This is a genomic window from Candidatus Amarolinea dominans, assembly GCA_016719785.1.
Taxonomy (GTDB): domain Bacteria; phylum Chloroflexota; class Anaerolineae; order SSC4; family Amarolineaceae; genus Amarolinea; species Amarolinea dominans.
Genome location: JADJYJ010000001.1, coordinates 650,044 through 676,993, shown reverse-complemented (window position 1 = coordinate 676,993; position 26,950 = coordinate 650,044). Strand labels below are relative to the sequence as shown.

The 26,950-nt window shown below is 63.0% G+C and carries 23 protein-coding genes and 1 pseudogene; 9 read left to right on the top strand and 15 right to left on the bottom strand.

All coding sequences use genetic code 11. The features are described from left to right. Window positions 1–220 precede the first annotated feature (220 nt). The 14 genes and pseudogenes from IPM84_03235 to recN form a co-directional block, all read right to left on the bottom strand. Window positions 221–1,033 (bottom strand): carbohydrate ABC transporter permease, encoded by an 813-nt coding sequence (locus tag IPM84_03235; GenBank protein MBK9091785.1) that lies wholly within the window; start codon window positions 1,031–1,033, stop codon window positions 221–223. Further along, a complete protein-coding gene (locus tag IPM84_03230) occupies window positions 1,030–1,986 on the bottom strand; it encodes a sugar ABC transporter permease (protein MBK9091784.1) in 957 nt (318 codons plus the stop codon). Before IPM84_03230 ends, IPM84_03235 begins: the two co-directional genes overlap by 4 nt. A gap of 31 nt (window positions 1,987–2,017) precedes the next feature. After that, the gene (locus IPM84_03225; protein MBK9091783.1) at window positions 2,018–2,842 is read right to left on the bottom strand and encodes a DUF4058 family protein; all 825 of its coding nucleotides are present in this window, start codon (window positions 2,840–2,842) and stop codon (window positions 2,018–2,020) included. A 56-nt stretch (window positions 2,843–2,898) separates the two neighbouring features. Then, window positions 2,899–3,648, bottom strand: a complete 750-nt coding sequence (gene cofE, locus IPM84_03220) for a coenzyme F420-0:L-glutamate ligase (GenBank protein ID MBK9091782.1) — start codon at window positions 3,646–3,648, stop codon at window positions 2,899–2,901. A gap of 14 nt (window positions 3,649–3,662) precedes the next feature. Beyond that, window positions 3,663–3,872: pseudogene (locus tag IPM84_03215) on the bottom strand (hypothetical protein). 7 nt (window positions 3,873–3,879) lie between these two features. Next, on the bottom strand, window positions 3,880–4,560 hold the full coding sequence (gene npdG / locus IPM84_03210) for an NADPH-dependent F420 reductase (GenBank protein ID MBK9091781.1): 681 nt from the start codon (window positions 4,558–4,560) through the stop codon (window positions 3,880–3,882). Window positions 4,561–4,594: 34 nt separating this feature from the next. After that, window positions 4,595–5,689, bottom strand: coding sequence for a transcription termination factor Rho (gene rho / locus IPM84_03205; GenBank protein ID MBK9091780.1), 1,095 nt, complete (start codon window positions 5,687–5,689; stop codon window positions 4,595–4,597). Then, window positions 5,682–5,885, bottom strand: coding sequence for a YwbE family protein (locus IPM84_03200; protein MBK9091779.1), 204 nt, complete (start codon window positions 5,883–5,885; stop codon window positions 5,682–5,684). Before IPM84_03200 ends, rho begins: the two co-directional genes overlap by 8 nt. Window positions 5,886–5,920: 35 nt before the next feature. Then, window positions 5,921–7,297 carry a dipeptidase gene (locus IPM84_03195; protein ID MBK9091778.1) on the bottom strand — a complete coding sequence of 459 codons (1,377 nt, stop codon included), beginning with the start codon at window positions 7,295–7,297 and terminating at the stop codon, window positions 5,921–5,923. After that, window positions 7,294–9,159: an oligoendopeptidase F gene (pepF, locus tag IPM84_03190; protein MBK9091777.1), complete on the bottom strand. Its 1,866-nt coding sequence runs from the start codon at window positions 9,157–9,159 to the stop codon at window positions 7,294–7,296. Before pepF ends, IPM84_03195 begins: the two co-directional genes overlap by 4 nt. A gap of 13 nt (window positions 9,160–9,172) precedes the next feature. Then, window positions 9,173–10,081, bottom strand: coding sequence for an NYN domain-containing protein (locus tag IPM84_03185; protein ID MBK9091776.1), 909 nt, complete (start codon window positions 10,079–10,081; stop codon window positions 9,173–9,175). A gap of 31 nt (window positions 10,082–10,112) precedes the next feature. Further along, the gene (locus IPM84_03180; GenBank protein MBK9091775.1) at window positions 10,113–10,304 is read right to left on the bottom strand and encodes a Uma2 family endonuclease; all 192 of its coding nucleotides are present in this window, start codon (window positions 10,302–10,304) and stop codon (window positions 10,113–10,115) included. Window positions 10,305–10,396: 92 nt separating this feature from the next. Then, the gene (locus IPM84_03175) at window positions 10,397–10,735 is read right to left on the bottom strand and encodes a Uma2 family endonuclease (GenBank protein ID MBK9091774.1); all 339 of its coding nucleotides are present in this window, start codon (window positions 10,733–10,735) and stop codon (window positions 10,397–10,399) included. An 8-nt stretch (window positions 10,736–10,743) separates the two neighbouring features. Then, the gene (gene recN, locus IPM84_03170; GenBank protein MBK9091773.1) at window positions 10,744–12,552 is read right to left on the bottom strand and encodes a DNA repair protein RecN; all 1,809 of its coding nucleotides are present in this window, start codon (window positions 12,550–12,552) and stop codon (window positions 10,744–10,746) included. Between the two features lie 303 nt (window positions 12,553–12,855). Here recN and IPM84_03165 point away from each other — a divergent pair, with 303 nt between their 5' ends. From IPM84_03165 to IPM84_03155, 3 genes are all read left to right on the top strand, one after another. After that, complete coding sequence (locus IPM84_03165) at window positions 12,856–13,896, top strand: ABC transporter substrate-binding protein (protein ID MBK9091772.1); 1,041 nt, start codon at window positions 12,856–12,858, stop codon at window positions 13,894–13,896. A gap of 80 nt (window positions 13,897–13,976) precedes the next feature. Then, complete coding sequence (locus tag IPM84_03160; GenBank protein ID MBK9091771.1) at window positions 13,977–16,283, top strand: iron ABC transporter permease; 2,307 nt, start codon at window positions 13,977–13,979, stop codon at window positions 16,281–16,283. A gap of 4 nt (window positions 16,284–16,287) precedes the next feature. Further along, window positions 16,288–17,361: an ABC transporter ATP-binding protein gene (locus IPM84_03155; protein MBK9091770.1), complete on the top strand. Its 1,074-nt coding sequence runs from the start codon at window positions 16,288–16,290 to the stop codon at window positions 17,359–17,361. An 86-nt stretch (window positions 17,362–17,447) separates the two neighbouring features. Here the strand turns inward: IPM84_03155 and IPM84_03150 are convergent, their stop codons facing one another. Next, a complete protein-coding gene (locus IPM84_03150; GenBank protein ID MBK9091769.1) occupies window positions 17,448–18,308 on the bottom strand; it encodes a DNA adenine methylase in 861 nt (286 codons plus the stop codon). A 109-nt stretch (window positions 18,309–18,417) separates the two neighbouring features. Between IPM84_03150 and IPM84_03145 the strand changes: the two genes are divergently transcribed. The 6 genes from IPM84_03145 (at window position 18,418) to IPM84_03120 (ending at window position 26,928) form a co-directional block, all read left to right on the top strand. Then, window positions 18,418–18,636: a helix-turn-helix transcriptional regulator gene (locus IPM84_03145; GenBank protein MBK9091768.1), complete on the top strand. Its 219-nt coding sequence runs from the start codon at window positions 18,418–18,420 to the stop codon at window positions 18,634–18,636. A gap of 32 nt (window positions 18,637–18,668) precedes the next feature. Continuing rightward, entirely contained in the window at window positions 18,669–19,460 is a 792-nt protein-coding gene (locus IPM84_03140) for a hypothetical protein (protein ID MBK9091767.1), read from the top strand. 8 nt (window positions 19,461–19,468) lie between these two features. After that, window positions 19,469–20,371, top strand: coding sequence for a hypothetical protein (locus tag IPM84_03135; GenBank protein MBK9091766.1), 903 nt, complete (start codon window positions 19,469–19,471; stop codon window positions 20,369–20,371). A gap of 372 nt (window positions 20,372–20,743) precedes the next feature. Then, window positions 20,744–21,229, top strand: a complete 486-nt coding sequence (locus tag IPM84_03130; protein ID MBK9091765.1) for a MaoC family dehydratase N-terminal domain-containing protein — start codon at window positions 20,744–20,746, stop codon at window positions 21,227–21,229. Between the two features lie 112 nt (window positions 21,230–21,341). Continuing rightward, complete coding sequence (locus IPM84_03125) at window positions 21,342–23,828, top strand: Smr/MutS family protein (protein MBK9091764.1); 2,487 nt, start codon at window positions 21,342–21,344, stop codon at window positions 23,826–23,828. A 457-nt stretch (window positions 23,829–24,285) separates the two neighbouring features. Continuing rightward, on the top strand, window positions 24,286–26,928 hold the full coding sequence (locus IPM84_03120) for a hypothetical protein (protein ID MBK9091763.1): 2,643 nt from the start codon (window positions 24,286–24,288) through the stop codon (window positions 26,926–26,928). Window positions 26,929–26,950 lie beyond the last annotated feature (22 nt).

Here is a 26,950-nt window from a genome sequence, read left to right as displayed (position 1 = left end):
CCGTAGGTCCGGTCTCCTGGCCGGACAACGCTGGCGCAGGGAAGCATACTCTGACGCAGACGGCATCGTCACGCCAGAGACGTGACCTACGGTTTGGGAGTGCCGTTTTCACATCAACCACGATTACAGCGAAAGGTGATAGGTTTCCCTCCGAACCATCAGTATCTGGCAGGTGCTTGCTCCTGCCGCATACAGGCAACGGCGAAAGCCGTGTAATTTCTCAGAAGCCGAAATCGAACACCCGTTCGCTACGCCGAAGCGCCGTATAGAGCAGCAGCACCGGCAGGGTGGCGAGGGCGGTGGCCGCCATTAGCAGAGGCCAATCTGTGCCCAGCTCGCTTTGCAGCATGGCCAGGCCGACCGGGATGGTGTAGCGTGCCGGGGTCTGGATGATGACCAACGGCCAGACGAAGGCCTTCCAACTCCACAGAAAGCTGAACAGGCCAACCACGCCGGCCGCGGGCAGGGCCAGCGGGATGAAGATGTACCACAGAACTTGCAGATGCGAGCAGCCGTCCATGCGCGCCGCGTCTTCGAGCGCGCCCGGCAGGGTCAACAGATATTGGCGCAGCAGGAAGATGGCGGTGGGATGCGCGAGGAAAGGCACAGTCAGCGCCGGCAGGCGGTCACCCCAGCCGAGCCAGCGCATGAGCAGGAAACTCGGAATCAGGGTCACTTCGGTGGGCACGAGCAGGGTGCCCAGGAAGAGCAGGAAGAGCAGGTCGCGTCCCCGAAACTGCAGGCGGGCGAAGACGTAGCCGGCCAGCAGGCCGGTGATGACCTGGCCCAGCGCCACGACGCCGGCGACAAGCAGGCTGTTGGCGTAATAGCGGGCCAGGGGGATCGCGTGCCAGGCGGCGATGTAGTTGGCAAACGACGGAGGCCAGGGCCAGCGCAGGGCCGGCGCGGTCAGGGTGAGGGAGGTTTCTTGCACGGATAGGAGCAGCATCCACAGGAAGGGAAAGATGGCGCTCAGGCCGGCGAGGGTCAGACCGGCGTGCAGCAGGAAAGTTCCGACGGATCGGCGCTTCATGCTGCAACCTCGGCGCGGCCCCAGAGGCGGAATTGCAGCCAGATCAACGGAATGAGCAGCACGAAAAGCGCCCAGCCCAGGGCCGCGGCGTAGCCCAGCTCGGAAAAGGCGAAGGCGCGTTCGTACAGATAGAGCACCAGGGTGGTGGTGGCGCCGGCCGGGCCGCCGCCGGTCAGGACGTAGACCGGGCCAAAGCTCTCCAGGGCGAAGATGCTGCCGGTGATGAGCACGAACGCGGTGATGGGGCGCAGCAGCGGCAGGGTAACGTACCAGGTTTCGGCCAGCCAGCCTGCGCCATCCAGCCGCGCGGCCTCATGCACCTCAGCCGGCAGCGCGGTCAAGCCCGCCAGGTAGACCAATACGTAGTAGCCGGTCTGTTTCCAAAGCGCCATGAGGATCAGCGCGGGCAAGGCCACATCGTTGAGCCAGGCGATGGGGCGCCAGCCGAGAACTTGCCACAGCAGCGCCAGCGGCCCGGCGTAGGGCTGATAGAGCCAGCGCCAGAAGATGGCCGCGACCACGGTGGTGATGGCGACAGGCAAGAAGATCGCCGTCCGGTAAAGGGCCTGCCCGCGACGCACCTGGTGCAGCGCCAGCGCGAGGAGAAGGGCCAGCGGCGTGCCCAGGCCAACCACGCCCGCGGCGTAGAGCAGTGTCACGCGCAGGGCGCGCCAAAAATCAGGCGTTTGCAGCAGGCGGGCGTAGTTGCCCAGGCCGAGGAATTCGCGGCCAGGGCGCAGGAGGGGCCATTCCCACAGGCTGACGTAGAGCGAAATGGCGAGCGGGATGACGACGAAGATGAGGCCAACGAGGCCGGCCGGCGCCAGGCCAACGGCGACGGCGAGGTGTTTTTCACGCAGCATCAGGGCCGCCAGATTTCCGGCCAAGGCTCCGCCCAGGTCGGCCTGCGCCGACCGCCGCTCCCCAGCGCCGGCCGCCCAGGCCGATTTCATCGCTCTGCTTCGTGCGACGAGTTCTCTGCGTTCAACGCAATCCTGATCCCGAAAGTAAGGTTGCCAGCCACGACGCGTCGGCCTCGCGCAAGGCCGGGGGCGGGGGCGCTTGCGTGTAATCGAGGCTCAAGTCATAGTCGGCTTCTTCGTACACCGTGCGCAGGGCGCTTCCCAGGTCGAGCGCCACGTCAGGATCGGGCGGCAGCAGGGGCGTCGGCAGAACCGGTAGCGGATCGGGCAGGTTCAGTGCCCAAAATTCCACCCGGTTGGGATTGTCGCTGCGAGTCAGGGCGACGGCGTAGGTTGCGGCCGGCATCCCAGAGAAGGCAAAGGGCCGCGTTCCCCGGCGAATCAGGTCAATTTCGAGCAGGTTCTTGCCGGCCGTCAGCAGCGCCCGACGCTTGCTGCGGTAACGATGTAGATCGGGCATGCGCTTGTTGGTTGGCGAAATCAGTTCGATCGCTGTGACCAACTCATTCGAAGCGGCATCGCGCACCTCCACGGTTACGAGGCGGCGCTGAATCGGCTCCGGCAGGGTGAGGACTGCGGTTGGCGGTGAGATGGGCAGGCTGCTCTGCGCGAAGGGGGCTGAAGGGACCGTCGCACGCGCCGGCGGCATCCGCTTGACGACCTCGATGTCCGGTTGGCTGCCAGACCCCGGTCTGTCGCCATTGGTCGGCGCGATTTCGATGCCTTCGGCTGCATCTCCCACCATGCGAATGGCCAGCCGCGCCACGTATTTGGGGCGCAGAAAGGGTTCGAGTTGGCGGCGTATTTGGGCGGCCAGGGCCAGATGCACATCCGGCCACAGGTAACCTTCGAGGTATGGATCCATACCGGGAAACAAGTAACGCATCAGTCCCTCCCTTCTGCTCGATTCGACACAATTCTGCTCGATTCCACTCGCCTGGTCTAGCGGAACAGGTCGAGCTGCGGGGGACGCACGATTGCGCGTGCGGAGCCTTCGCCGGCCTGGAAAGGCGCGCCGCGCACATGCACGATCGGGCGGCCTTCGTCTGACTGCCCCATCAGCAGCGAGGCGGCCGAGGCGATCTCATCGGCCGTGCCCACCTCGGAACTGCGCAGGGTCATGCCGAACAGATCGGGATGGCCGCGCAGGTCGGTGACCGGGATGATGCCCGCGACGCCGATGGCAACGCCTACCGCACCCATGCGCCAGGCGCGGCCGTGAGTGTCGTTGATGATGACGGCAATCTGCGCGCCGGTCGCGTCAACCAGCCGCTCACGCAGACGCTGTGCGGAGCGGTCGGCGTCCTCCGGCAGCAGGGTCAGGAGGTCATCGCTGTCGCCGTCCACGTTGGAATGGTCCACGCCGGCGTTGGCGCAAATCCAGCCGGCGCGCTGCTCGGTGATGAGCACGCCGCGCGCGACGCGCACGATGCTGAGGCTGTCGTCCAGGATGGCCTGCACGTGGCCGGGGTGTTTGCCGGTCAGCGCGGCCAGTTCCAGCGCCTGCGCTGAGGGGATCAGCTCACGCCAATGCAGCAGGCGCCCCTCGGCCTTGGAGACGATTTTCTGGGCAATGACGATCACATCGCCATCCTGCAAGGTCAACTCCGCCCGCGCCAGTCCGGCCAGGACGATGGCAGCCAGGTCGTCGCCCGGTCGGATGAGGGGAATATCGGTGAGAGCGGTGAGCATTAGTTGTGTTGGATTCAAGATCGTGCTCGTGGCATCTTGCGCCAAATGTGTTTTTGCAATTTGGCTATGTCGTAGTTGGCCCAAAGAGCTTCGGTGCGCGTGCCTTTGGTCGAGTGAATGGTCTTGGCGGCCGCCACGTGTTTGATCCACTTGGGCGCCGGGTAGAGATCTTCCATCAGGTCGCACTGGTAGTTCGAGATGGCAACCATGCCCTGAACGCTGTTTTGCGCCCTAACCGCGCGGGACGCCGGTGAGGCGAATGCCTGCGCCCTTGATCTTGTGACGGATGCTGATGCCGATCAGCACGGCGGCCATGCCTTCGATGACGCCGGCGTTGGCCAGCGGTCCGGCGTCGAACGCGTCCAGCCCGGCCAGGTGAGCCAGCTCGATGGCGACCTGCTTTGCCTCCCTGCTGTTGCCCGCCACCAGCACATCGCAGTCCAGGTCATGATCGGGGTCGCCCAGGTGCTCGGCCGAGATGTCCTGGAACGCGGCCACGACCTGAACGCCCTCGCCCAGGAAGTTCTGCGCTTCCAGGCAGGCCGAGCCGGCCGCGGGGAGCTGCACGACGCTGACCCTGGGCGGCACCAGGGGCACGGTCACGTCGAGCAGGATTTTGCCTTGTAGCGCGTCCTTGAGACCGCCCAGGGTCGCCAGGTGCGCCGCGTAGGGCACGGTCAGCACGGCGATGTCCGCCGCTTGTGCTGCGCTGAGGTTGTCGGTTCCGACGAGCGGATGGGCCACGGCGCCGATGCGTTCGTTGTACGCGGCCGCGGCCGCGGCGCCCTTGTCGGCCAGGCGCGAGCCGACGATCACCCTGAGTCCGGCCCGCGCCCAGCGCATCGCCAGGCCGGCGCCTTCCGCGCCGGTGCCGCCAAGTATGGCGATCGTTCGATTGAATAAGTCACTCATGATTCACCTTCATGTGGCAAAGATACTTCATAGACTACCGCCTGGCCGGCGGGAGGTGCTGCAGCAGCTCAGTGTTGGTCGGATACTGGGCCAGGAGTGTTAGGAGATGGGTGAGCGCCTGCTGGGGCGGGTAGCCGGCCAGGGTGCGCCGCAGGGTGACCAGGTGCGCCATGTCGGTCGCGCTGACCAGCCGTTCTTCCTTGCGGGTGCCGGTGCGGTGAACATCAATGGCCGGGTACAACTGTTCCTGGGCCAGGTCGCGGTCCAGCACAATTTCACTGTTGCCGGTGCTCTTGAATTCCTCATAGATGAGCTGATCCATGCGCGAGCCGGTCTCGATCAGGGCGGTGGCCAGGATCGTGACCGAGCCGCCGTTTTCGATGTTGCGCGCCAGGCCGAAGAAGCGCCGCGGCGTCTCCAGGGCTGCGGCGTCCATGCCGCCGGAAAGGCTGCGCCCGCTGCCGCTGCTGCGGCGGTTGAACGCGCGCGCCAAGCGGGTCAGGCTGTCGAGCAGCACGACGATGTCATTGCCGCATTCCAGTTCGGTGCGGATGTGCGCCAGCAGCAGTTCTGCCAGGGCCGTGTGTTCGGCCGGGCTTTGATCGCTGGAGCTGGCAAAAACCTCGGCCGCCACCGTGCGCCGGAAGTAGGTCAGTTCCTCAGGGCGCTCGTCAATCAGCAGGACGACGATGCGCGCGGCCGGTCGCTCGGCGCGGATGGCGCGCGCGATCTGTTCCAACAGCGTGGTCTTACCGGCCTTGGGTGGGGCGACGATCAGGCCGCGGGTGCCTCTGCCGATGGGCGCCAGCAAATCCACCGCGCGCATGGCAACGTCGCCGCCCGCGCCCAGGTTGAAGCGCTCGTTGGGGTCCACCGCAACCAATTGTGTGAAGGGGGTGCGCGCCCGAAAGGCCGCAGGAGACAGGCCGCAGACCGAGGTGACTTCCATCAGTTCGCGGCCTGCCCGGCCCTGCTGCACTGGCCCGGTCACGGTAGCTCCCTCGACCAGGCCATACGCCTGCATCAGTTGTGCCGACACACTGATGTCGCCCGCGGCCGGCTGCACCGCGTTGACCAGGCGCAGTCCGTCGCGACCTCTGCTCAAAATACCGCTGCCGATGTCAGACATCGGTCATCACGATCGCCTGCACCCGGCCAACCCGGCCGTCCTCCAGCATCACCTTGATGCCGTGGGGATGAGCCGGGCTGCTGGTCAGGATACGAGCCACAACGCCTTCGGTCACGGCGCCGCTGCGCTGATTCTGCTTTTCCACGATCTGCACCTTCAGGCCAGATCGGATATCACGACGTAACGGTAAACTCATTGAATCTCCAGTGGTTCGAGGAAGCGGATTTCACATCAGGCCCCTAAGTTGTACAAGAAGTGAATGATGGCCTCGGCGCCGCGCGACCAGTTCGGCAGATACTGCCGCTCGTTGGGCGAGTGGATGCGGTCGCCCGGCTGGCTGAAGCCGGTCAGCACGGAATCAATGCCCAGCAGATGCTTGAGATCGGCCACGACCGGCACCGTGCCACCGCCGCGCGTGAAGACCGGCGCCACGCCCCAGACCGTTTGCAGCGCATCCTGCAACGCGCGCACTTCAGGCATGGCGCGATCGGTCAACACCGGGTAAGCCACGTTCAGCTCCCTGACCTCACAGCGAACGGTCGGCGGCGCATGGCTTTCCAGGTAGCGCAAGAGCTGTTCTTTCACCTCGCGCGGGTCCTGATCCGGCACCAGGCGCATGGAAATTTTCGCCAGCGCCGAGGCCGGCAGCACCGTCTTGGAGCCTTCACCGGTGAAGCCAGACAGCAGGCCGTTGACCTCCAGCGTGGGCCGCGCGCCAATCCGTTCGACCGCGGAGAAACCGACTTCGCCCCACAGATGTGTCACGCCGGCCTGCTGGCGAAAATGATCGTCCGTAAAGGGCAAACGCGCCAGTTCGGCCCGCTCTTCCGCGCTCAATGAACGCACCTTGTCGTAGAAGCCGGGCAGGGTGACGCGGCCGCTGGCATCGTGCATGCCGGTAATCAACTCACACAGCGCCTGGGCGGGGTTGTGAATAACGCCGCCAAAACCGCCGGAGTGCAGGTCGCGCGCCGGGCCGTAGACGTAGAGATCGTAGTAGGTCAAACCGCGCAGAGCGTAACCGATGGCGGGGATGCCATTGACCAGGCCGCCGGCATCAGCATTCAGGGAGAAGCTGCTGGCCAGCAGTTCGCGCTGGCCGGCGATGAAGTCGGGCAGGCTGGGCGAACCGATCTCTTCTTCGCCCTCGATGAGGAACTTGAGGTTGACCGGCAGGCCGCCCGCGTGCAGCGCCGCCTCGACGCCGTTCAGGACGGCCGTCACCTGGCCCTTCATGTCCGATGCGCCGCGGGCGTGGATGAAATCGCCCACGAGGGTGGGTGTGAAGGGGTCGCTCTCCCACAGGGCCAACGGGTCGGTGGGCTGGACATCGTAATGGCCGTAGATCAACACCGTGGGCGCGGCCGGCCCGGCGCCCAGCCATGCGCCGAAGACCACGGGATGCAACGACGTGGGGAAGATTTCGACCCGCGTCACCCCCGCAGCCCGCAGGCGGTCTGCCACCCAGGCAGCGGCGCGCTGCACATCTGCCGCGTACGCCGGGTCGGTGGACACGGAGGGGATGGTGAGGAATTCCTGATATTGATCGAGAAAACGAGGCTGTTGCGCACGGGCAAATGCCAACGCTGCGTCGCGTGCAGTGCTCATGAGTCGTGGTCCTTCTTGTCAGGTTGTGCGGTGACCGGGACTGAACCGGGCTTTTGGCCCTCAGTCAACTCATCCAGGCGTGTGACCATGTCGGCCAGCACGGCAAAGGTGTCCTCCACGGCTTGCGGCGTGGTCATATCTACGCCGGCCAGCTTGAGCGCCTCGAGCGGGTAGAGCGAACTACCGGCCTTGAGAAACTCGCGGTAGGCTGCGGCCGCGCCCGCTTCGCCGCGCAGGATACGGCTGGCCAGGGCATGGGCAGCCGAGATGCCGGTGGCATATTGGTACACGTAGTAATCGGCAAACAGATGCCCGAACGCGGCCCAGTTGATTCCCACCCGTTCGCGATCGAGCGCAACCTGGTCGCCAAAGCCTTCGGCGTACAGATCGGCCAGCAGGGCGATCATGTCGTCAGCCGTCACCCCCTGGCCGCGCTCCACCCGCTGATGCACTTCCAGTTCGAACTGCGCCAGGATGGGCATGATGAAGAAGTAGCGGAAGAAATTGGACATGCCCTCCTCGATGACAGCGATCTGAAAGGCCGCTGTGTTGGGTTGGGTCAACAGATAGCCGCGCATCATGGCCTGATGAAAATTGGAGGCGACTTCGGCCACGAACAAGGAATAGTCGGCATAGACAAACGGCTGCTGCTGCCAGGTCAGGTACGACTGCATCGAGTGGCCCATCTCGTGCGCCAGGGTGCTCAGGCTGAACAGGTCGCCGTGGTAGCTCATCAGGATGAAGGGATGGGCGCCTGGCGCGCCGGTGGAGAAGGCGCCGCCTACCTTGCCCGCGTTCGGCAGCACATCTACCCAGCGGTCCTCGTGTGCGCCCCGGCGCAGGATTTGCACGTAATCGTCGCCCAACGGCTGCAGAGCGGCCGCGATGATGTCCACCGCCTGGTCGTAGTTGATCTGCGTCTTCTCGCCGGTCAGCGGCGCCCAGATGTCAAACGGATGCAGGGTTTCGACGCCCAGCGCCCGCCGGCGCACCGCCCAGTAGCGGTGCCAGGTGGGAAGATGCCGGCGGAAGGTGGCAATCAGGTTGTGGAAGACCTCAACCGGAACATTGACATTGAACAACGAGGCGGCCAACGTGGAGCTATGGCGCCGTGCGCGCATGTCGAAGACGTTCTGCTTGACCGATGTTTCCAGCGCGGTCGCCAGCGTGTTTTTGACCGCCAACAGGCTGTTGGTCTGGCTTTCCCAGGCCGTGCGGCGTAACTGGCGGTCCGGATCGGTCAACAGCTCGCCCAGGTTGCTGAAGGTCACCTGCACCTGGCGGTCGTCGGATGCGCTGGCCGGGGCTAACTTCATCTCGGTGTTGCGCAGATGCTCCGCGACAGACTCGGCGCCGGCGAACGGCTCGGCCAGCATGCCCAGAAGCTCCTCGACCTCGGCCGAGCGCACATGCGCCTGCTTGCGGAACAGATTGTCGAAGTAATGGGCGTAGACGGCCAGCGCCGGCTCCGTTTGTTGCCAGGCGGCCAGGGTTTCCGCACCCAGGCTGAGCAGCTCAGGATCAGCAAAAGAGACGGCCGCGCGCGCTTGCCCCACCAGGCCAATGACCTGGCTGAAGGCGGCGCCGGCGGTTTGATCGGTCATGTCCACGAAATGGGCCATGCTGGCGTAGGTGTACAGATGCCCTACCCGGCGCATGACCCCTTCGACGGCGGCAAGCCCGGCCAGCAACGTAGCTGGCCCGGCGGATAGGCGGCCTTGAAAGGCGCGCACGCTGTCCAGGTCAGCCTGCACCTGGCGCAGCGCGGTCTCCCAGGCGGCCCAGGAAGAAAAGAGGCTGGCGGCGTTCCACTGGTAAGACAGCGGAATCTCGGCACGCGGGGGAAGAGATGGTTCGGTCACGATGGCGTTCTCCTCACTGAGTGATTTTTTTCAATCTGACGTTCGATTTATGCTTTTCCAGCATGGCCGCGGCCGTTTTGCGCACCTTGTGCTTTGGATCGTGCAAGGCCGCTTGCAAGGCTATCAGCGCGGCGGGCGTGGGCATCTGCCCCAGGGCCTGTGCCGCGGCTTCACGCACCAGGGATGACCCATCATGGTGCAGGCAGGCGGCCAGGCGTTCAACTGCGGCCGGCGCGGCCATCTGCCCCAGCGCCAGGGCAGCCGCGGCGCGCACCCGCGCCTGCTGGTGCGTCAAGGCATCCAATAGAAGGGGCAGCGCACGCGCTGGTTCGGCGAAGCGGCGCAGCCAGTGGACCGCGTTCTCCGCCAGCGTCACATCCTCGCCGTACAGGTGCTCCTGCCACCAGGCAAAACCGTGCGCCGACTGACTGCTGAGCCGAGCGCTGTCCTTCTCGGCTGCCAGGAAGGCGCTGTAGAGATCGGCAAAAGCAGGATCGCGCGGGCTTGGGGTCTGGTCTGCCATCGCAGCTTCCGGGGCAGCCCGATTTGCCGGCGACAGCTTGCGGGCAAAATCGCGTGCGCTGATGACACTGGCGCCTAACTGCCGTGAGCGCCCGGCCAGTTCGCGGTCGTTCGTCACCACGGCATGTTGGCCGGGTTGGGCGCTCTGGCGCAGGAAGGCCACGATCAGGTCGTCGGCCGTTTGCGGGCGCCGTGCGAAACGCACCTGCACGCCGGCGGTGGAAAGATGGTCGGCGCGGCCGGGTGCATCGCCTGAATCGAAAAAGATGATCAGCGCCTTGCCGCTGAATCCATGATAAGCGCGCAGACGCACGATGAGCTGTTGCTCATCGTCGCGCGCCCCCAACTCGATAGAGGGCAGCGCGCCAATCAAATTGTGACCGTCAATCAGCAGGGACATGATGGCAGGAGTATACCATGTCTAACGCTGCTTACGCCAGGGCCGCATCGAGGACAACATCCACAGCAACGGTGAACCCGGTCAACAGCCGCGCATGAGCCGTTTCGCCGCGCCTGAAGATGCCGTGTGGAATATAGGCGGCGTCGGTCAGGGTCAGGACGGTGATCGTTTCCATTTGCGGGTCAACCAGCCAATACTCCGGAATCCTGGCCCGCGTATTCATCGCGCTTGGTTACCAGGTCACGCTCCCGGTCGCTGGCATCCCCGCTGACCACTTCCACCACGAGGTCAGCGCCGTCGAAGTAATCGTTGTGTTCACGCGCGATGGGCAGCGGCCATGAAGATCAAATCCGGCTCACGAAACTTGCCGGGCCACAGCCGCACGCGAAACGGCGCAATCAAGAGGGTGCCGAGATGACGGCTCGTGACAAACTCGAACAGCAGCCGATAGAGGCACAGAACAATCTGCTGGTGTCTACGCGTCGGCATCCTGAGCACCTCCAAGTGACCGTCTGAGAATTCGACCAGGTGATTCGTTTCCAGCGCCAGGTATTCCAGCTCGGTCCACGGCCGCGGCCTGCTGAACGGCGGTGCGCTGTCCCACACCGTTTCTGGCAACGGGCCTGACACGGCTGCCCGCGTCTTGATCGTCATCGTGAGTGTCACCCCCTTTGCGTGAAATCTACGGCCGCTGGCGGCGTGGTTTTGATCCGCTCGGTGTCAGCCAGCAGCGCCCGCGCATTCTCGCGTCCCACATCGGTGGGCGTGCCCAGCATCTGAGCCAGTTCTTCGATACGCGCGGCGCCGGCCAGCGGACGCACCGATGTGATGGTACGGCCATCATGGATGTCCTTGGCCACGCTGAAATGGGTGTCGCCAAAGGTTGCCAACTGCGGCAGATGGGTGACGCAGAGCACCTGGTGGTTGCTGTTCAGGCTCCACAGCTTCTGGCCGACCACCGCGCCGACACGGCCGCCAATGCCAACATCAATCTCGTCGAAGATCAGGGTGGGTGTCTCATCCGCGTGGCTGAGCACCGTTTTGAGCGCCAACATCAGCCGCGCCGTCTCACCACCGGAGGCCACCCTGGCCAATGGTCGCAGCGGTTCGCCGGGGTTGGCCGAGACCAGGAATTCGACCCGGTCGAGGCCAGTGCCGTCGAAGCTGACGCGGCGCGGCGCCTTGTCTTCTTCACCGGCGGCAGGCGTGGCGCCGGGAAAGGCCGACGCGGGCGCCGGCGCGCCGTCGGCGCTCTCCTGCCAGCGAATGTCCACCGCGAAGCTGGCGCGTGCCATGCGCAGATCGGCCAGTTCCTGCTCCACCGCGCGTGCCAGGCGCTCACCGGCTGCACGCCGCGCCTGTGACATCTGCACGCCCAGGGCGCCGATCTCGCGTAGGAGGCGCTTTTCTTCCTTCAGAAGATCTTCGATCCGTTCGCCGGCATGGGTGATGCCGTTGAGTTCCGCCTGCGCGCGCTCGCCGAAGATCAGGATGTCGCCAATGGACTCGCCATATTTGCGTTTGAGGTTATAGATGAGCGACAGACGCTCTTCGGTCTGCTGCAGGCGCTCCGGATTGAATTCGACGCCGTCGCCGTAGTGACGCACCTCGCGGCCAATATCAACGATCTGCTCGGTCAGGTCGCCCAACTGGCGCTGCAAGTCCTCAAGGGTGGGGTCAATGCGAATCAAGCGCCCCAGCGCATGGCTGGCCTGGCCCAGCATGTCCACCGCGGCGCGCTGTTCGTCGCCGCCATCTTCGAGGGCGCCGATGACCTGCTGGGTCAATTTGAGCAACTGTTCGGCATTGGACAGGCGCCTGAGTTCCATTTCCAGGGCCTTGTCCTCGCCGGGCGCCAGCCGCGCGGCGCCGATTTCGTTGACCTGATAGGTGAGCAGGTCAACCCGTCGCGCCAGCTCGCGCGCATCGTGCTGCAGGGTCACCAACTCACGGCGCGCCCCGTTCAGTTGACGAACCACGCGCGCCAGCGCGCTGCGCGACTCCTCCAGGTTGACGTAGCGATCGAGCAGATCCACATGGTGCTTGATATTCATCAGCGACAGATGTTCGCTCTGCCCGTGAATATCCACCAGCGCGCCGCCAATCTCCGCCAGCAGGGCCGTGTTGACCGTTGATCCGTTGATGCGGCTGATGCTGCGGCCGCCGCGGCGAATCTCGCGCGCCATGCTCAGCTCCCCGCCATCGCTTTCCAGGCCGTTGTCGTGCAACAGCGGTTCCAGGGACGCGGCCAGGGCGGCTGGTAAGGCAAAGATGCCCTCGATCAGGGCTTTCTCCTGGCCGGCGCGCACCAAATCGGGCGACGCGCGGTCTCCCAGCAGCAGGCCAATCGCGTCAATGATGATGGACTTCCCCGCGCCCGTCTCACCGGTCAACACATTGAAACCAGACCCCAAGGTCAGATGCAGTTGGTCAATAATGGCAAAGTCACGAATCGTCAGCTCGGCAAGCACAGATCGTTACGTCCTCTCCGTATGCAACAGTTGTTCTAGGGCCGATTATAAGGCCAAAAGTCCAAATCCCAAAACCGAAGATCAAAATTCTTCAGCCCAAATCACGAACCTGGGATTTTGCCGCCGTGCTTTGACACCTGGGCGTCTGTGTGCTATATTCCTTTCATGACTGCGGCTGTGCGCAGTTAGGAACGAGAATTAAATAAGTGTCCGAACATAGCCACCCCGTGGGCCGTTAAACCAGACAGTTGAGAAATTCTCGTTCCTTACCACATCTCCGTCCCATCTTCAAGGAGGAAGACCATGCGTTCTCGTAGCTATTCTGTTGTTGTCCTTCTCATGCTGGTTGTGATCATGGCGGCCCTTTCGGGCTGTGCCGGCGCAGCCAAGAAGGATACTGAGATCAACGTCCTCTGCACCCCGCAGGAGGAATGGTGCCAGGGTATGAAGCAGGAGTTCGAGGCTAAGTACGGCATCACGGTCAACTATGTCCGCATGTCCAGCGGCGAGTCATTGGCCCGCATCAGGGCAGAGAAGGACAACCCTCAGTTCGACATCTGGTGGGGTGGCCCCATTGACAGCTTTGTAGCTGCCAAACAAGAGGGCTTGCTGGAAGCGTACAACTCACCAAACTACAAGAACCTCCTCGATGAAAAGAAGTACAAGGACGCCGATAACACCTGGGCGGGCATCTACGTGGGAACCCTGGGCTTCTGCACCAACACCGATTGGTTAGCCAAGAATCCCGGCGTCAAGGCGCCCGAATCATGGGATGACCTGTTGAAGCCTGAGTTCAAGGGCCAGATCATGGTCGCGCATCCGTCCACCTCCGGCACCTCCTACACCGCCATGGCCACCGTCCTGCAGATTCGCGGCGAAGCACCCGGCTGGGAGTACCTCAAACAGTACGCCGGACAGATGGCGCAGTTCACCAAGAGCGGCGCGGCGCCGGCCAAGTTTGTCGGGCAGGGCGAGGCGGCCGTGGGCATCGTTTTCTCGCACGACATCGTCAATGAGATTGATAACAACAAGCTGCCGCTGGTGCTCACCTTCCCCAAGGAAGGCACCGGCTATGAAATCGGCGGCATGGGCATCCTCAAGGGCGGCAAGCATATGCAGGCGGCCAAGCAGTGGTTCGACTGGGCGCTGACCGCTGAGGCACAGGCGCTGGGACCGAAGTATAAGGCCTATCAGGCGCCCACGGTCAAGGGCGTCGCGCTGTCGCACCCCGAGCTGCTCCAGGTCAACCTGATTGACTACAACTTCGACTGGGCCGGCAAGAACAAGAAGGTCTTCGTTGACAAGTTCACCAACGAGATCGCCGGGGCCGACCAACTAAAGTAGTAACCCACCCGTTGCCGAAGCCGGGTTTCTCTGCGAAACCCGGCTTCTCTTCATGGACACCTCCGTCCCAGGAGCACGACATGGCTGTCTCCACACCTGCCGCGCCAAACCGGGCGCCATCCCGCTTCCTGGCTTCCTTGCAGCGGCGTTACCGCGAGTTCTCCCTCATCGCCCGTGACCCGGTCCTGATGATTGGCCTGCTGTTTTGTGGCCTTTTTCTCTTCATCTTCGTGGTTTACCCACTCTACCGGGGCACGGCCAACGGCTTTCTGGATGCAACGATCTCCGGGCCGTGGTACACGCGCCTGAGTCTCAAGTTTTTTGCGCGCTACTTCGATTCATACTACGGCCCCTATGCGCGCCAGGTCTTCTGGAACACCCTCGAAATGGGGCTGCTCACCGCAACCGGCGGTACCGTCCTGGGCTTCATCTTCGCCTACACGGTCGTGCGTTGCAGTCCACCCTACCGCGGACTGATTCATCTGCTGGCGCTGGTGCCCACCGTCTCGCCGCCCTTCGCGCTCGCGCTCAGCACCATCCTGCTCTTCGGCCGTAACGGCCTGGTGTCGTACAAGCTGTTGGGCATCAACGTGGGGCCGGGCATCAACGATGTCTACGGCCTGGACGGACTGGTCTTCGTGCAGGTGATCACCTTTTTCTCGGTGGCCTACCTGATCGTACGGGCCATGTTGGAACGGCTGGATCCCAGCATGGAGGAGGCGGCGCACAGCCTGGGCGCAGGTAAGCTGCACATCTTCCGCACCGTCACCCTACCGTTATTGATCCCCGGCATCGCGGGATCATTTCTACTGCTGTTCGTGGAGTCACTGGCCGACCTGGGCAACCCGCTGTTCATCTCTGGCAACTTCACCGTGCTCTCGGCGCAGATCTTCCTGGCCGTGGCCGGCGAATACGATTACCAGAAGGCATCGGCGTTGGCCTTCGTGCTGCTCCTGCCCACGCTCCTTGTGTTTCTCGTGCAGCGCTACTACGTCACCCGTCGCTCCTACGTCTCGGTGACCGGCAAACCCACGGGCGGGCATATCACCGTGCGCGAGCCGTGGATCCGCGGGCCGTTCATCATCGTCACCTACCTGACCTGCCTGCTGGTGATCGTGCTCTACGTGACCATCATCTACGGCTCATTTGCCACCGCGTGGGGCACCGATTTCACACCGACCCTGACATGGTGGCGCCTGATGATCACGCGCGGGGTCGAGTCGGTGCTGGATACCACCTTCCTGAGCGCGTTCGCCACACCCATCGCGGCCTTGACCGGCATGGTGATCGCTTTCCTCGTGGTGCGCAAGCGATTTTCGGGCAAAGATACGCTGGACTTCGTCTCCAACCTGGGCGGCGCCGTGCCCGGCACCATCCTGGGCATCGGTTTTGTACTGGCGTTCAGCACCCCGCCGCTGGCCGTGGCCGGGATTCTCTACGCGCTGCTGGCGCTCTACCTGGCCCGCACCGTGCTGGCTGACCGTCGTCAGCAGTGGTTGGCGCTGATCATCGGCGCCGGCGCCGGCATCGGTCTGGCGTTCCTCAACGAACCGCTGGGCGCAGTCGGCCTGTATTATCTGTTGGGCGGCATCTACGTGGCGATGGGTCTCTTCACCTGGCTGCGGCAGCCCGCGACCAGCAAGGGAATCGGCTGGCTGTTGATCGGCATGGGGCTGTATCTGTTCAGCTACGACCTGGTCGAATTTGCAGCGCAGCCCATCGCCGATCTGAGCCGGACGATCGCGCGCGGTTTCTGGAGCAATGCCGTCTTCCAGATGGCCGACTACATCCGGGTCTTCTTTCAGACGCCGCCCCCGCTGCTGGCCATCGTCTACACCTTCCTCTCCTGGCTGGCGTTGAGCAAGGCAACGGGACGCTCCCGCCTGGCGCTGACGACGCTGGCGCTGGCGCTGATTGCGGCGCTGTGCTTCATGGGCAAGCCGTTGGCCCTGGTGGGCACGCCGTTCATCATCATCGCCGCGTTCGTGGTGCGCAGCCTGCCGGCCTCGGTGCGCGCAGGTGTAGCTGCGCTACAGCAGATTGACCCCAGCATCGAGGAGGCGTCCGCCATGTTGGGCGGCGACGCGCAGGTGACCTTCCGCAAGGTAACACTGCCGCTGATCATGCCCGCGCTGCTGGCCGGCCTGATCTTCTCCTTCACCCGGCACATGACCAGCCTGTCCGCCATCATTTTTCTAATCAGCGCGCGCTGGCGTATCGTCACCGCTTCCATCCTCAGCGAGTGGGAGCAGGGCGGCATCAGCATTGCCGCCGCCTACTCCACGGTCATCATCTTCGTGGTGTTCATCGCCATCGGTGTGCTTTACTTTGTTACGCGCAAACTCCTCGGCAGCCGCGGAGATGTAGATTTGACATTGGGGGTTTGATGCCATGTATCTTGTCCTGGAGAATTTAGTCAAGACGTTTACCTCGCGCGGCGGGGTGGGAGAGGTCAACGCGGTTGACGGCGTGTCGCTCAGTATTGCCCAGGGCGACCTGGTGACGCTGCTGGGGCCGTCTGGCTGCGGCAAGACGACGACGCTGCGGCTGATCGCCGGCTTCGAATTTCCGAACAGCGGCCAAATCCTGCTGGACGGAGCGCCCATCAACGACCTGCCGCCGCACCAACGCGGCATGTCCATGGTGTTCCAAAGCTACGCCATCTTCCCGCACCTCAACGTCTTCGAGAATATCGCCTACGGCCTCGACGTGCAGAAACGGCCCCGGGATGAGATCAAGCGCCGGGTGGCCCGCGTGCTGGAACTGGTGGAGCTGACCGGTCTGGAGAACCGCGCGCCCAACCAACTCTCCGGCGGTCAACAGCAGCGCGTAGCCCTGGCCCGTGCGTTGGTGATGGAGCCGAAGGTGCTGCTGATGGATGAACCGCTCTCCAACCTGGACGCCAAGCTGCGCGAACAGATGCGCACCGAAATCCGCCGCATCCAGAAGCGACTGGGCATCACCAGCGTCTACGTCACCCACGACCAGGTGGAAGCGATGACCCTCTCCGATCAGATCGTCGTGATGAACCAGGGCAAGATCGTCCAGATTGGCACGCCTGACGAGATCTACCGCCGGCCACGCACCCGCTTTGTCGCCGACTTCATCGGCCAGGCCAATTTCATCGAAGGCACGGTGCGCCAGCGCCGAGGCGACCACCTGGTGATAGAGACGCTTGGGGGAGTCCTGGCCGCGCCCGTTTCGTCCGACGGTTTCGCCGTAGGCGAGCAGGCCACCGTGGTGGTACGCCCGGAGATGGTGGAAATCAACCCGCCGCAGCCGGTTTTCAACGGCATCGTGCGCCGCGCAGCCTACCTGGGCAACGTCATCGAATACGACGTGGAGATCGCCGGCCGCCTGCTGGCCCTGGTCGAGCGCGACCCGCGGCGCATGACCCTGCACCCCGAAGGGACCCAGGTCGGACTGCGGTTCTTAGAGGATTGTTTGTATGTGCTGCCGAGGTGAAACGCGCTGTATGATGACTTGAGAGCGCAGTGGCGGATCAGCAGTTGGTTCGTTGGGCTGAGCTTGGTATCGCGGGTTCTTGGCGGTTACCTGACGCGTAGATCGAAACCGAACTGCCGGGAATGTTCGGCGCTCACCGGCATTTCGTCAGCAAGGTTGTAATTCGTGATCAGAACTTCTTTGTTGAGTACGCGTTCTTCGCCGTTCTTTTTGGCTTTCATGCCAGAGAATGACTGAACCAGTCGGATGCGATACCGGTCATATAGACCATGGATAGGCGGTGTGTCGTACGAAGACAAGATCCATTTGCAGCGCGTTCGGCTCAGACGTTCGGCGAGCGCCAAATGGTCTTCCCAATCGCGCATGTTGTGCTTGTAGTTGCACTTATTATCAGGATAAGGCGGATCTATGTACATCACCGTGCTGGGACGGTCATAGCGCTCAATACATTCTTGCCACGAAAGATTCTCGATGATCACGGTGCGAAGGCGATCATGGACAGGCATTACTCGCTCGCGTAGACCTTTCAATGCCCCAATGAGTCTGTTTCCGTGCCCGCCATCTGTGATACTGGTTGCAAAACGTGGATAGTTGAGTTCGCCACCCCATCCCGCCATGATGATGTAATAGAAACGGTGAGCGGCTTGAACATCAGTCAGTTTCGTGGGGTCTAGTGCTGCCAGGCGCTCGAATTCAGTGCGGGCCACAAGCTCCCACTCGAAAGAAGCGATAAGCTCTTCTGGCTTTTCTTTGACAACCTGAAAAAAGTTGATCAGTTGATCGTCAATATCGTTGATCACTTCGACGTCGCTTGGCGGTTTCCCAAACAGGACCCAAGCGGCGCCAGCAAATGGCTCGACATAGCAGGTATGGAGCGGCAGCAGTTGGACGATTTCTTTGCGTAAGCGTGACTTGCCGCCAACCCATTTGAATGGGCTGTTGACCATTTGATAGTCGGTGTTTGCGAGATTCATTTTAGCCTCATCACTGATGTCTCTATCAGAGACAGAGTATAACATATCTCTTGTTCATTGTCAAGACGAAACGGAGTGGTTAATGCGAAGATTTGGTGAAAAACTGCGCAGGTTGCGTGCTCAACACCACATGACGCTCAAGGATCTTGCCGCAGCACTGGGTCTCTCAGCGCATGGATACATCAGTGAAATCGAATCCGGCAAGAAGCGCCCAACCGTAGATTTCGTTCTTAGCGTAGCACGCCTTTTCGATGTCACCACAGATGTGCTTCTAAAGGATGAGCTTGATCTGCATGAATAATCAATCTAAAGTCAGGGGGAAACAAGAACCAGATGTCATTAGCCTTTGCTGATCGTTCACCAACAAAGGGTGAATTGGAGAAACTCCGTCTCATCCTCAGTACATACCAGGACGGAACTGGCATGTTGAATACGGCAGGGCGTAATCTGCCGGGATGGCGTGATTTTGAGAGAGCCGTTGCACTGGCCTTTGGGGGTGAGGCGCAGGAAAGCAAAGCAATCTTTGATGTGCTGTTGACCGATCCTGCAACGGGTATCAAGACAGGCATCTCGTGCAAGATGCGCAACACCTTGCGGGAAATGAGACGAACCGGGCAGGCAAAAATCGAGGTTTCCAATTCCGCTGGCTACTTTTGGGCCAGGCTCAAGCAACAGGGCCTGAATGAGCAAAACTACCACACGAGGCCTGCAGAAGTGGGAGATGCGATCATACGGTTGATTGGGGAGTGGCATGACAGCGTCAGTTACATCCGGGGCGGCGCAGTAGACGTACAGCGTAGCTGTCATCTGGCCTTACAGTGGGATCATAGAACCGGCGAATATCAGTTGCTTCAATTCTCACCTCAGTTTCCAAACGCAAAGGGTTTGACTTGGGAAGTCACTGGAAAGCGATTGGTGGGCCGGACCGCATCCATCAAGCTGTTCGAATGGTACGGCTCATCTGGCGGTCAGCTCAAATACTACCCGCGGGTGAGCGACGCAGTCTGGCATTCTGACGTGTTTCGTCTTGAACCATTACCAGACGCCGATTCTGGCTATGAATTGATTCGGAAGACAGCCGGGTTGTTCCCACAACTTTGGGAAGAAGCATGTCGGGAGGCATAGAGTTCTGGATGAGAGAAACCAATACAAGTTTCGATCTTCTCTTTGTGGGTCACTTTGCCGTGGACCAAGTCATCGTGGATGGCGTCTCCGAAACGCTGGCCGGCGGCGGCGTTTATTATGGCGGTGTGGCCGCGGCCCGGTTGGGCGCGCGGGTCGGCGTGGTGACGCGGCTGGCCGCGGCCCATTTTCCGCTCCTGGATGAGATGCGCCGCGCCGGCGTCGCCGTCTTTGCCGCGGAGGCGCCCGAAACCTCCGGCATCGCCAACTACTACGATTCGGCCGACATGGAGCGCCGCGTGTGCGTGCCGCTCGGCTTCGCCGGGCCGATTCAGCCCGCGGATCTGCCGTGGAACCAACCCAACCCCGGCCCGTCCGACTTTGCGGCCCGCATCTACGCCATCACGCCCATCATCGCCGGCGAGGTGGGGCTGCCGCTGCTCGAACTGTTGGCTGACCGCGGCCCGGTCGCGCTGGACATCCAGGGCTTCGTGCGCGTCCGCGTGGGCAGCGAGCTGATCTTCCGCGCCTGGCCGCAGATGGCCGAGGGGCTGGCTCGCGTCACCTATCTCAAGGTGGATCGCGCCGAGGCCGAAGCCTTGACTGGCGAAACCGACCTGGCCGCGGCCGCGCGCATCCTGGCCGGCTACGGCCCGCGCGAGATCGTCCTGACCCAATCGGCCGGCGTCACCGTCTACGCCGATGGCGAAATCTTCACCGCGCCATTCACCCCGCGCTCCCTCGCTGGCCGCACCGGCCGCGGCGACACCTGCTTTGCCACCTACCTGACCAAGCGCCTCACCACCACCCCGGCCGAGGCGTGTCGCTGGGCCGGCATCGTCACCACGCAGAAGCAGGAGCAGCCCGGCCCCTGGCGCGGCGCGGCGGCCGACCTGCAGGCTGCACGCCCATGAGGCAAGCCGGAGGCTTGCGTTACGGCGGGCTTCAGCAGTTCCAAATGTAGCACACATTCAACCACAAAGAGCACAGAGAACACAAAGAAACGGCAGATCAGACGCAAATCGGCAACTTCTCTGCGTTCTTTGTGATCTCTGTGGTTAAAAACCAGGCTACATTTGGAACTGCTGGGCGGGCTTTGTGTTGATTGACGCCAACGGCTGATACGGGTACAATAGACCTTATCGGGAATAAGCCAAGTTGTAGTCCGAGCCACAACCAGCAGTTTCTCTTGACGATTTGAGTGGCACGCCGTTGTTACCGATAAGATCTAATGCAGCCGTCTCGCGGCGTGCGTGGCGAGACAGGCCAGCAAGAGGAGCATTGCGATGGGTAAAGCACTCGCCCGCAACACCGGGCTTTTTTTCGAGGAGTTCGTCAGCGGTGATGCGATCACCAGCGTGGGACGTACTGTGACCGAAACCGACATTGTCAACTTCGCGGCGCTCAGCGGCGACTGGAACCTGATTCATACCGACGCCGAGTATTCCCGGCAGAGCCTGTTTGGCGAACGCGTGGCGCATGGCCTGCTGGTGCTCTCGATTGCCAGCGGATTGGCCGTGCGCCTGGGCTTCATGGAAGACACCGTGCAAGCCTTCATGGGCATAGAATGGGAATTCCGCGGGCCAGTCAAGATCGGCGACACCGTGCGATTGCGCGCCACCATCGAGGACAAAAAAGCCATGCCGCGCCTGGGCGGCGGCTTCGTCACCTTCAAGATGCAGGTGCTCAACCAACGTGACGAGATCGTGCAGCGCGGCGCCTGGAAAGTGCTGGTAAAATCCGCACCAGCGCCCCAGTTTGGGCAGGATTGACGGGATGAACAGGATTTTCGCCCGACGCTGGGCAGAACAACCGGCACGGAGAGCCACTGATCCCGTAAATCCTGTCTCTGCCCCTGGCAACCTGAGTAGCCACAGATAAACCATGAATCCGAGATCGCTCAAACTCCTGGAGTACGGCAAAATCCTGGCCCGCCTGGCCGGATTTGCTGATTTTTCAGGTGGGCAGGAGCTGGCGTTGGCCCTGCTGCCCACCGATGACCTGCGTCAGGCCCAGGATTGGCAGGCCGAGACCAACGAGGCCCGCCGCCTGCTGCTCGAAAACCCTAACTTGCACCTGGGCGGCGTCTTCGATGTGCGCCCGCTGTTGGTGCAGGCTGAACGCGCCATGACCCTGCGGCCGCCCGACTTGCTGGACATCCGCAGCACGCTGCTGCGCGCCCGCGCCTTGCAGCGCTCCATGACGCGCGCTGCCGACATCGCACCCCACCTGGCTGACCTGGGCGCCCGTCTTCATGTGAGCGATGAGGTGGCCAACGACATTGGGCGCTGCATCAGCGAGCGCGGCGATGTGCTCGATAGCGCCAGCGAAGCCTTGCTGCGCATCCGCCGTGAGTTGAAGGTGGCCCACGATCGCCTGATGACCACCTTGCAACGCCTGGTCACTGCCACGCAAAACCAGCCCTATCTGCAAGAAGCCATCGTCACTCAGCGTCAAGGACGTTACGTCATCCCGCTGCGCGCCGAATTCAAGGGCCGCATCCCCGGCCTGGTCCATGACCAATCGGGCAGCGGCGCCACCCTCTTCATCGAGCCGCTGGCCACGCTGGATCTGAACAACACCTGGCGTGAACTGCAACTGGCCGAAGGGGACGAGATCGAGCGCATCCTGGGCAAGCTGACCGCGCTGGTCGCCGCGGAAGCGCCCGCCATTCAACGCACCGTGGATACCCTGGCCGAACTCGATCTGATTCTGGCGCGTGCCCGTTTTGCCGAAAGCATGCTGGCCGTGGAACCAGAGCTGGCGCCGTTTCGGCCGCAGTCGGTGGCCCGGCCGGGGCAGGGCAAACACGGCCGCGGCAGGGCCGCAAGCAAAGGGGCCGATGAGCAAATGCCGCCCATTATGCACCCCGGCTCCACCATTGACCTGAAGCGCGCCCGCCACCCCCTGCTCGACCCGCTGACCGTGGTGCCCATTGATGTCTGGATTGACGACACCTACTACAGCGTGGTCGTCACCGGCCCCAACACGGGCGGCAAGACCGTCGCCCTGAAAACGGTCGGCCTGTTGGCGCTGATGGCCCAGTCCGGCATGCACATCCCCGCCGACCAGGGCAGCCGCCTCAGCGTTTTCGAAGGCATCTACGCGGACATCGGTGATGAGCAGAGCATCGAGCAGAGCCTCTCCACCTTCAGCTCGCACCTCACCAACATCATTGACATCCTGGAAGAGGCCGACAATCGCTGCCTGGTGCTGCTGGACGAACTGGGCGCCGGCACCGACCCTGAAGAAGGCTCGGCCCTGGCGCGTGCCTTGCTCAACTTTCTGCTCGACCGCGGCGTCACCACGTTTGCCACCACGCACTACTCCGAGCTTAAGATCTTTGCGCAGGCCACGCCCGGCATCAAGAACGCCAGCGTCGAATTCAACGTCGAGACCCTGGCGCCTACCTATGAATTGAGCATCGGCCTGCCTGGTCGCTCCAATGCGCTGGCCATTGCCCGCCGCCTGGGCCTGCCGGAGCCAATCGTGGCCAGGGCCGAGGCCCTGGTGCGGCCAGAGTCGCTGGAATCGGAAGTGCTGCTGACTGAGATCAAGACGGCCAAGGATGCCACCTTGAAGGCGCAGAGCGAGGCCGAGATTCGCGCGCGCCAGGTGCAGGTTCTCGAAGCCGATTTGCGCTATCAGATGGCCCGCATCGAAGAGGCGCGGCGCGTGGTGCTCAACCAGGCCCGCGAACAGGCGCAGGGTGAACTGGACGCCCTGGCCGCTGAGCTGACCCAACTGCGCCAACAGATGGCCGGCCTGGGCGTGCCCGGCTCACCCCAATCGGCGCACCGCGCCTTCCTCTCCCAGGCTGAATCTGTCCTGGCCACCCTCGTCGTTGAGCAGCGCAGCCTGCCCGACAAGGTGATCGAGAAGCCGCCAGAGGTCGCGCTCGACGGCCCCATCGGCGTGGGGGACCGCGTGTGGGTGTCCAGCCTGCAAGCCAGCGCCGAAGTGGTGACGCTTGACGGCGCCGATGCCCAGGTCATGATCGGCTCCTTCCGCATGAACATACCGGTGCGCAGCCTGGAACTGCGCGCCAAGGCGGCCGACCTGAGCGCTCCCGCCAGCAACAGTCGGCAGGGCGGCGGCGGTCTGCCGCCCTCGCCCGGCCTGGAGTTGGACCTGCGCGGACAGCGCGCCGAAGATGTGCTGTTACTCCTGGAAAAATACCTGGACGATGCTTTCCTGGCCGCGCTGCCCTGGGCGCGCATCATCCACGGCAAGGGCGCCGGTGTCCTGCGCCGCATCGTGCGTGACGAACTGCGACGCCATCCCCTGGTCAAAGAATCGCACAGCGGCGAACTCAACGAGGGCGGCGACGGCGTCACCATCGTCAAGTTCATCCGCAATCAGGATGGGTGATCGTTCGGAATGCTGAACGCAGAGGGCCGTAACCGGCTGGCGGTTCGGTTCGTTCTGATTCATGCCAGGCGGAGGTCAGAATCAGTCACGTCATCTGGAATGTAAGCCAATCCTGCTATCCTCTGTCTTGCGTTGTTCATGCTAACCAGGAAAGAGGAGCCGAAGCCGTGAATCGTCCAGACGAACAAACGATCGTTCATGTGGCCCCCAACGCCGTGCAGCAACTGTGGTTTCAGATAGGCTGGCGGGTCGTCATCAGTGTCGCGATCCTGTGGCTGATTGTGCAGTTACAGTAATACCGCTGCCTGAAAAAGAGCTGTCAAGACCGGATCTCCTAGCAAAAACCCGGTCTCTTTTTGCGTTTTGGTATTGCCGCAGATTTCTAAGTGAGCCTGCACGCCCATTCTCAGCACAAACGTTCTTGCACGTCGCCAGTTTTTGCGGTAAAATCGCCGTCATGGAAAACATCGAACGTCTCGGCTTCTTCTACCTGGGCAAACCCTACGATCTCAAAACCGGTCAGACCACGGAGCGCCCCGTCATGTACGATGCGCGCGACCTGACCACCCATGCCGTCTGCGTGGGCATGACCGGCAGCGGCAAGACCGGCCTCTGCATTGACCTGCTGGAGGAGGCCGCGATTGATCGGGTGCCAGCCATCGCCATTGACCTCAAGGGTGACATCACCAACCTGCTGTTGACCTTTCCTGATCTGCGCCCCGCCGATTTTCGCGCCTGGATCAACCTGGACGATGCCCGTCGGCGCAATCAAACCGAAGATCAATTTGCAGCCGCCACCGCCCAAACCTGGCGTGACGGCCTGGCAGCCTGGGGACAGACGCCGGAGCGCATTCGCCTGCTGCAGGACAGCGCCCAGTTCCTCATCTACACGCCAGGCAGCGATGCCGGGCTGCCGGTCAGCATCCTGCACAGCCTGGAAGCCCCGGCCGTGGATTGGGAACAGCAGGCCGAAGAAGTGCGTGAGCAGATCAGCGGCACCGTTTCCGCTCTGCTTGGGCTGGTGCGCGGCAGCACTGACCCGGTGCGCAGCCGTGAGCACATCCTGCTCTCCACCATTTTCGAGCATTTCTGGCGTCAGGGCCAAAACCTCGACCTGGCCATGCTGATCGCCGCCATCCAAAATCCGCCTGTGCGCACCCTGGGCGTCGCCGATGTGGACACGTTCTTTCCCCAGAAGGATCGCTTCAACCTGGCGATGGCCTTCAACGGGCTGATGGCGGCCCCCTCGTTTCAGATGTGGTTGACCGGCCAGCCGCTCGATGTGGACCAACTGCTCTACAGCCCGGATGGCAAGCCGCGCCATTCCATCTTCTACCTGGCGCATCTCAACGACACGGAGCGCATGTTCTTTGTCACCCTGCTGCTCGGCCAGATTTTGACCTGGACGCGCACTCAGCCCGGCACCACCAGCCTGCGTGCGCTGGTCTACATGGATGAAATTTTCGGCTACTTCCCGCCGGTGGCCGAACCGCCCAGCAAGCGTCCTCTGCTGACCCTGCTCAAACAGGCGCGTGCCTACGGCGTGGGCATCGTACTCGCCACCCAAAACCCGGTTGACCTCGATTATAAGGGGCTGAGCAACGCCGGCACCTGGTTCGTCGGCAAGCTGCAAGCGCAGCGCGACAAAGACCGTCTGCTCGATGGTCTGGAGGGCGCGCTGGCCGGCAACGACGATGGTTTCGACCGCGCCTGGCTGGACAAGACGATCTCCGCGCTCAGCAATCGCGTGTTCCTGCTGCACAACGTGCATGAGGGCCGCCCGCAGATCTTTCAGACGCGCTGGGCGCTCTCCTACCTGCGCGGGCCGTTGACGCGACCGCAGGTGCGCACGCTCATGGCCGCCACCAAGGCCCAACTCGCCAACGGCCAGGCGCCGGCCGGTAGCGCGGCCGATTCGCCATCAACGCCTGCTCCGGCGCCCACGAATTCCTCGACAACCGCTGAGCCGTGGTGGGCCGCGGCGGCGCCCACACGCTCAACGGCGACGCCGCACTTATCTGCCCCAGCTGTGCGCCTGCCAACGGCCGCGCCGCGCCCCGCCGTCAACCTGACCCGCGCCGCCCTGTCCAATGCCCCGGTGCTGCCCGCCGAGGTGGCCCTGACCTACCTTCCCATTCGCGCCGGGCAAGGTTCTGCCCTGCGCCGTCTGACCCAGGTGGCCGGCTTTCGCCTGCAGGCCGATGCGATTGACCTGATCTACACGCCGGCCGTGCTCGGATTGGGCGCCGTTCATTTTGTGGATGTCAAGCGCGGCGTGGATCAAGCCAGAGATCTGGCCCTGCTGCTGCACGTGCGTGACGGTGATCGCTTTTTGCAGTGGCACGAGGCCGAGCCGGTGAACGCCACGCCGGCCAGTCTGCTCAACCGACCGGAGCCGGACGCCCTGTTTGCCGATGTGCCGCCGCTCGTCAGCACGGCGCGGGCGCTCAAGAGCCTGGAGAGCAGCTTTGCCGACCATCTCTACCGCTCGCAGTCGTTCAATCTCTGGTACAATCCTTCCCTGAAACTCTACTCGCAGGCGGGCGAACGGCAGCGCGACTTCAGCATTCGCTGTCAGCAGGCCGCCCGCGAGGCACGCGACGCCGAGGTAGATGTCCTGGCGCAAAAGTACAACGCCCAGATTGCCCGCCAACAGACCAAGCTGTACAAACAGCAGCGCGACCTGATCGAAAACGAAACCGAAGCCACCGCGCTGAATCGCGAGAAATGGGTGACGATTGGCGAGACCATGGTGGGCGCGCTGCTGGGCAGCCGGCGCACCCGTGTCATCTCCACCACCATGACCAAACAGCGCCTGACCGATCAGGCTCGCCTGGATGTCGTGGAGGGACGGCAGACCATGGACAGCCTGCGCCAACAGATCAGCGACCTGCAGGCGCAGAGCCAACGTGCGGCTGAGGCCATCACCAGCCGCTGGAGCGCGATGCTGGACGATGTGCGGGAGGTCAAAGTGATGCCACGCAAAACCGACGTGGCTGTGCGCCTGGTGGCCCTGGCCTGGCTGCCGGTTTGGGAGGTCACCTACACCGACCTGGCCGGCCAGATGCGCAGCGAACGCGTGGAAGCCTGGCGCGGGTAAAACTACTTAGCCACGAATGACA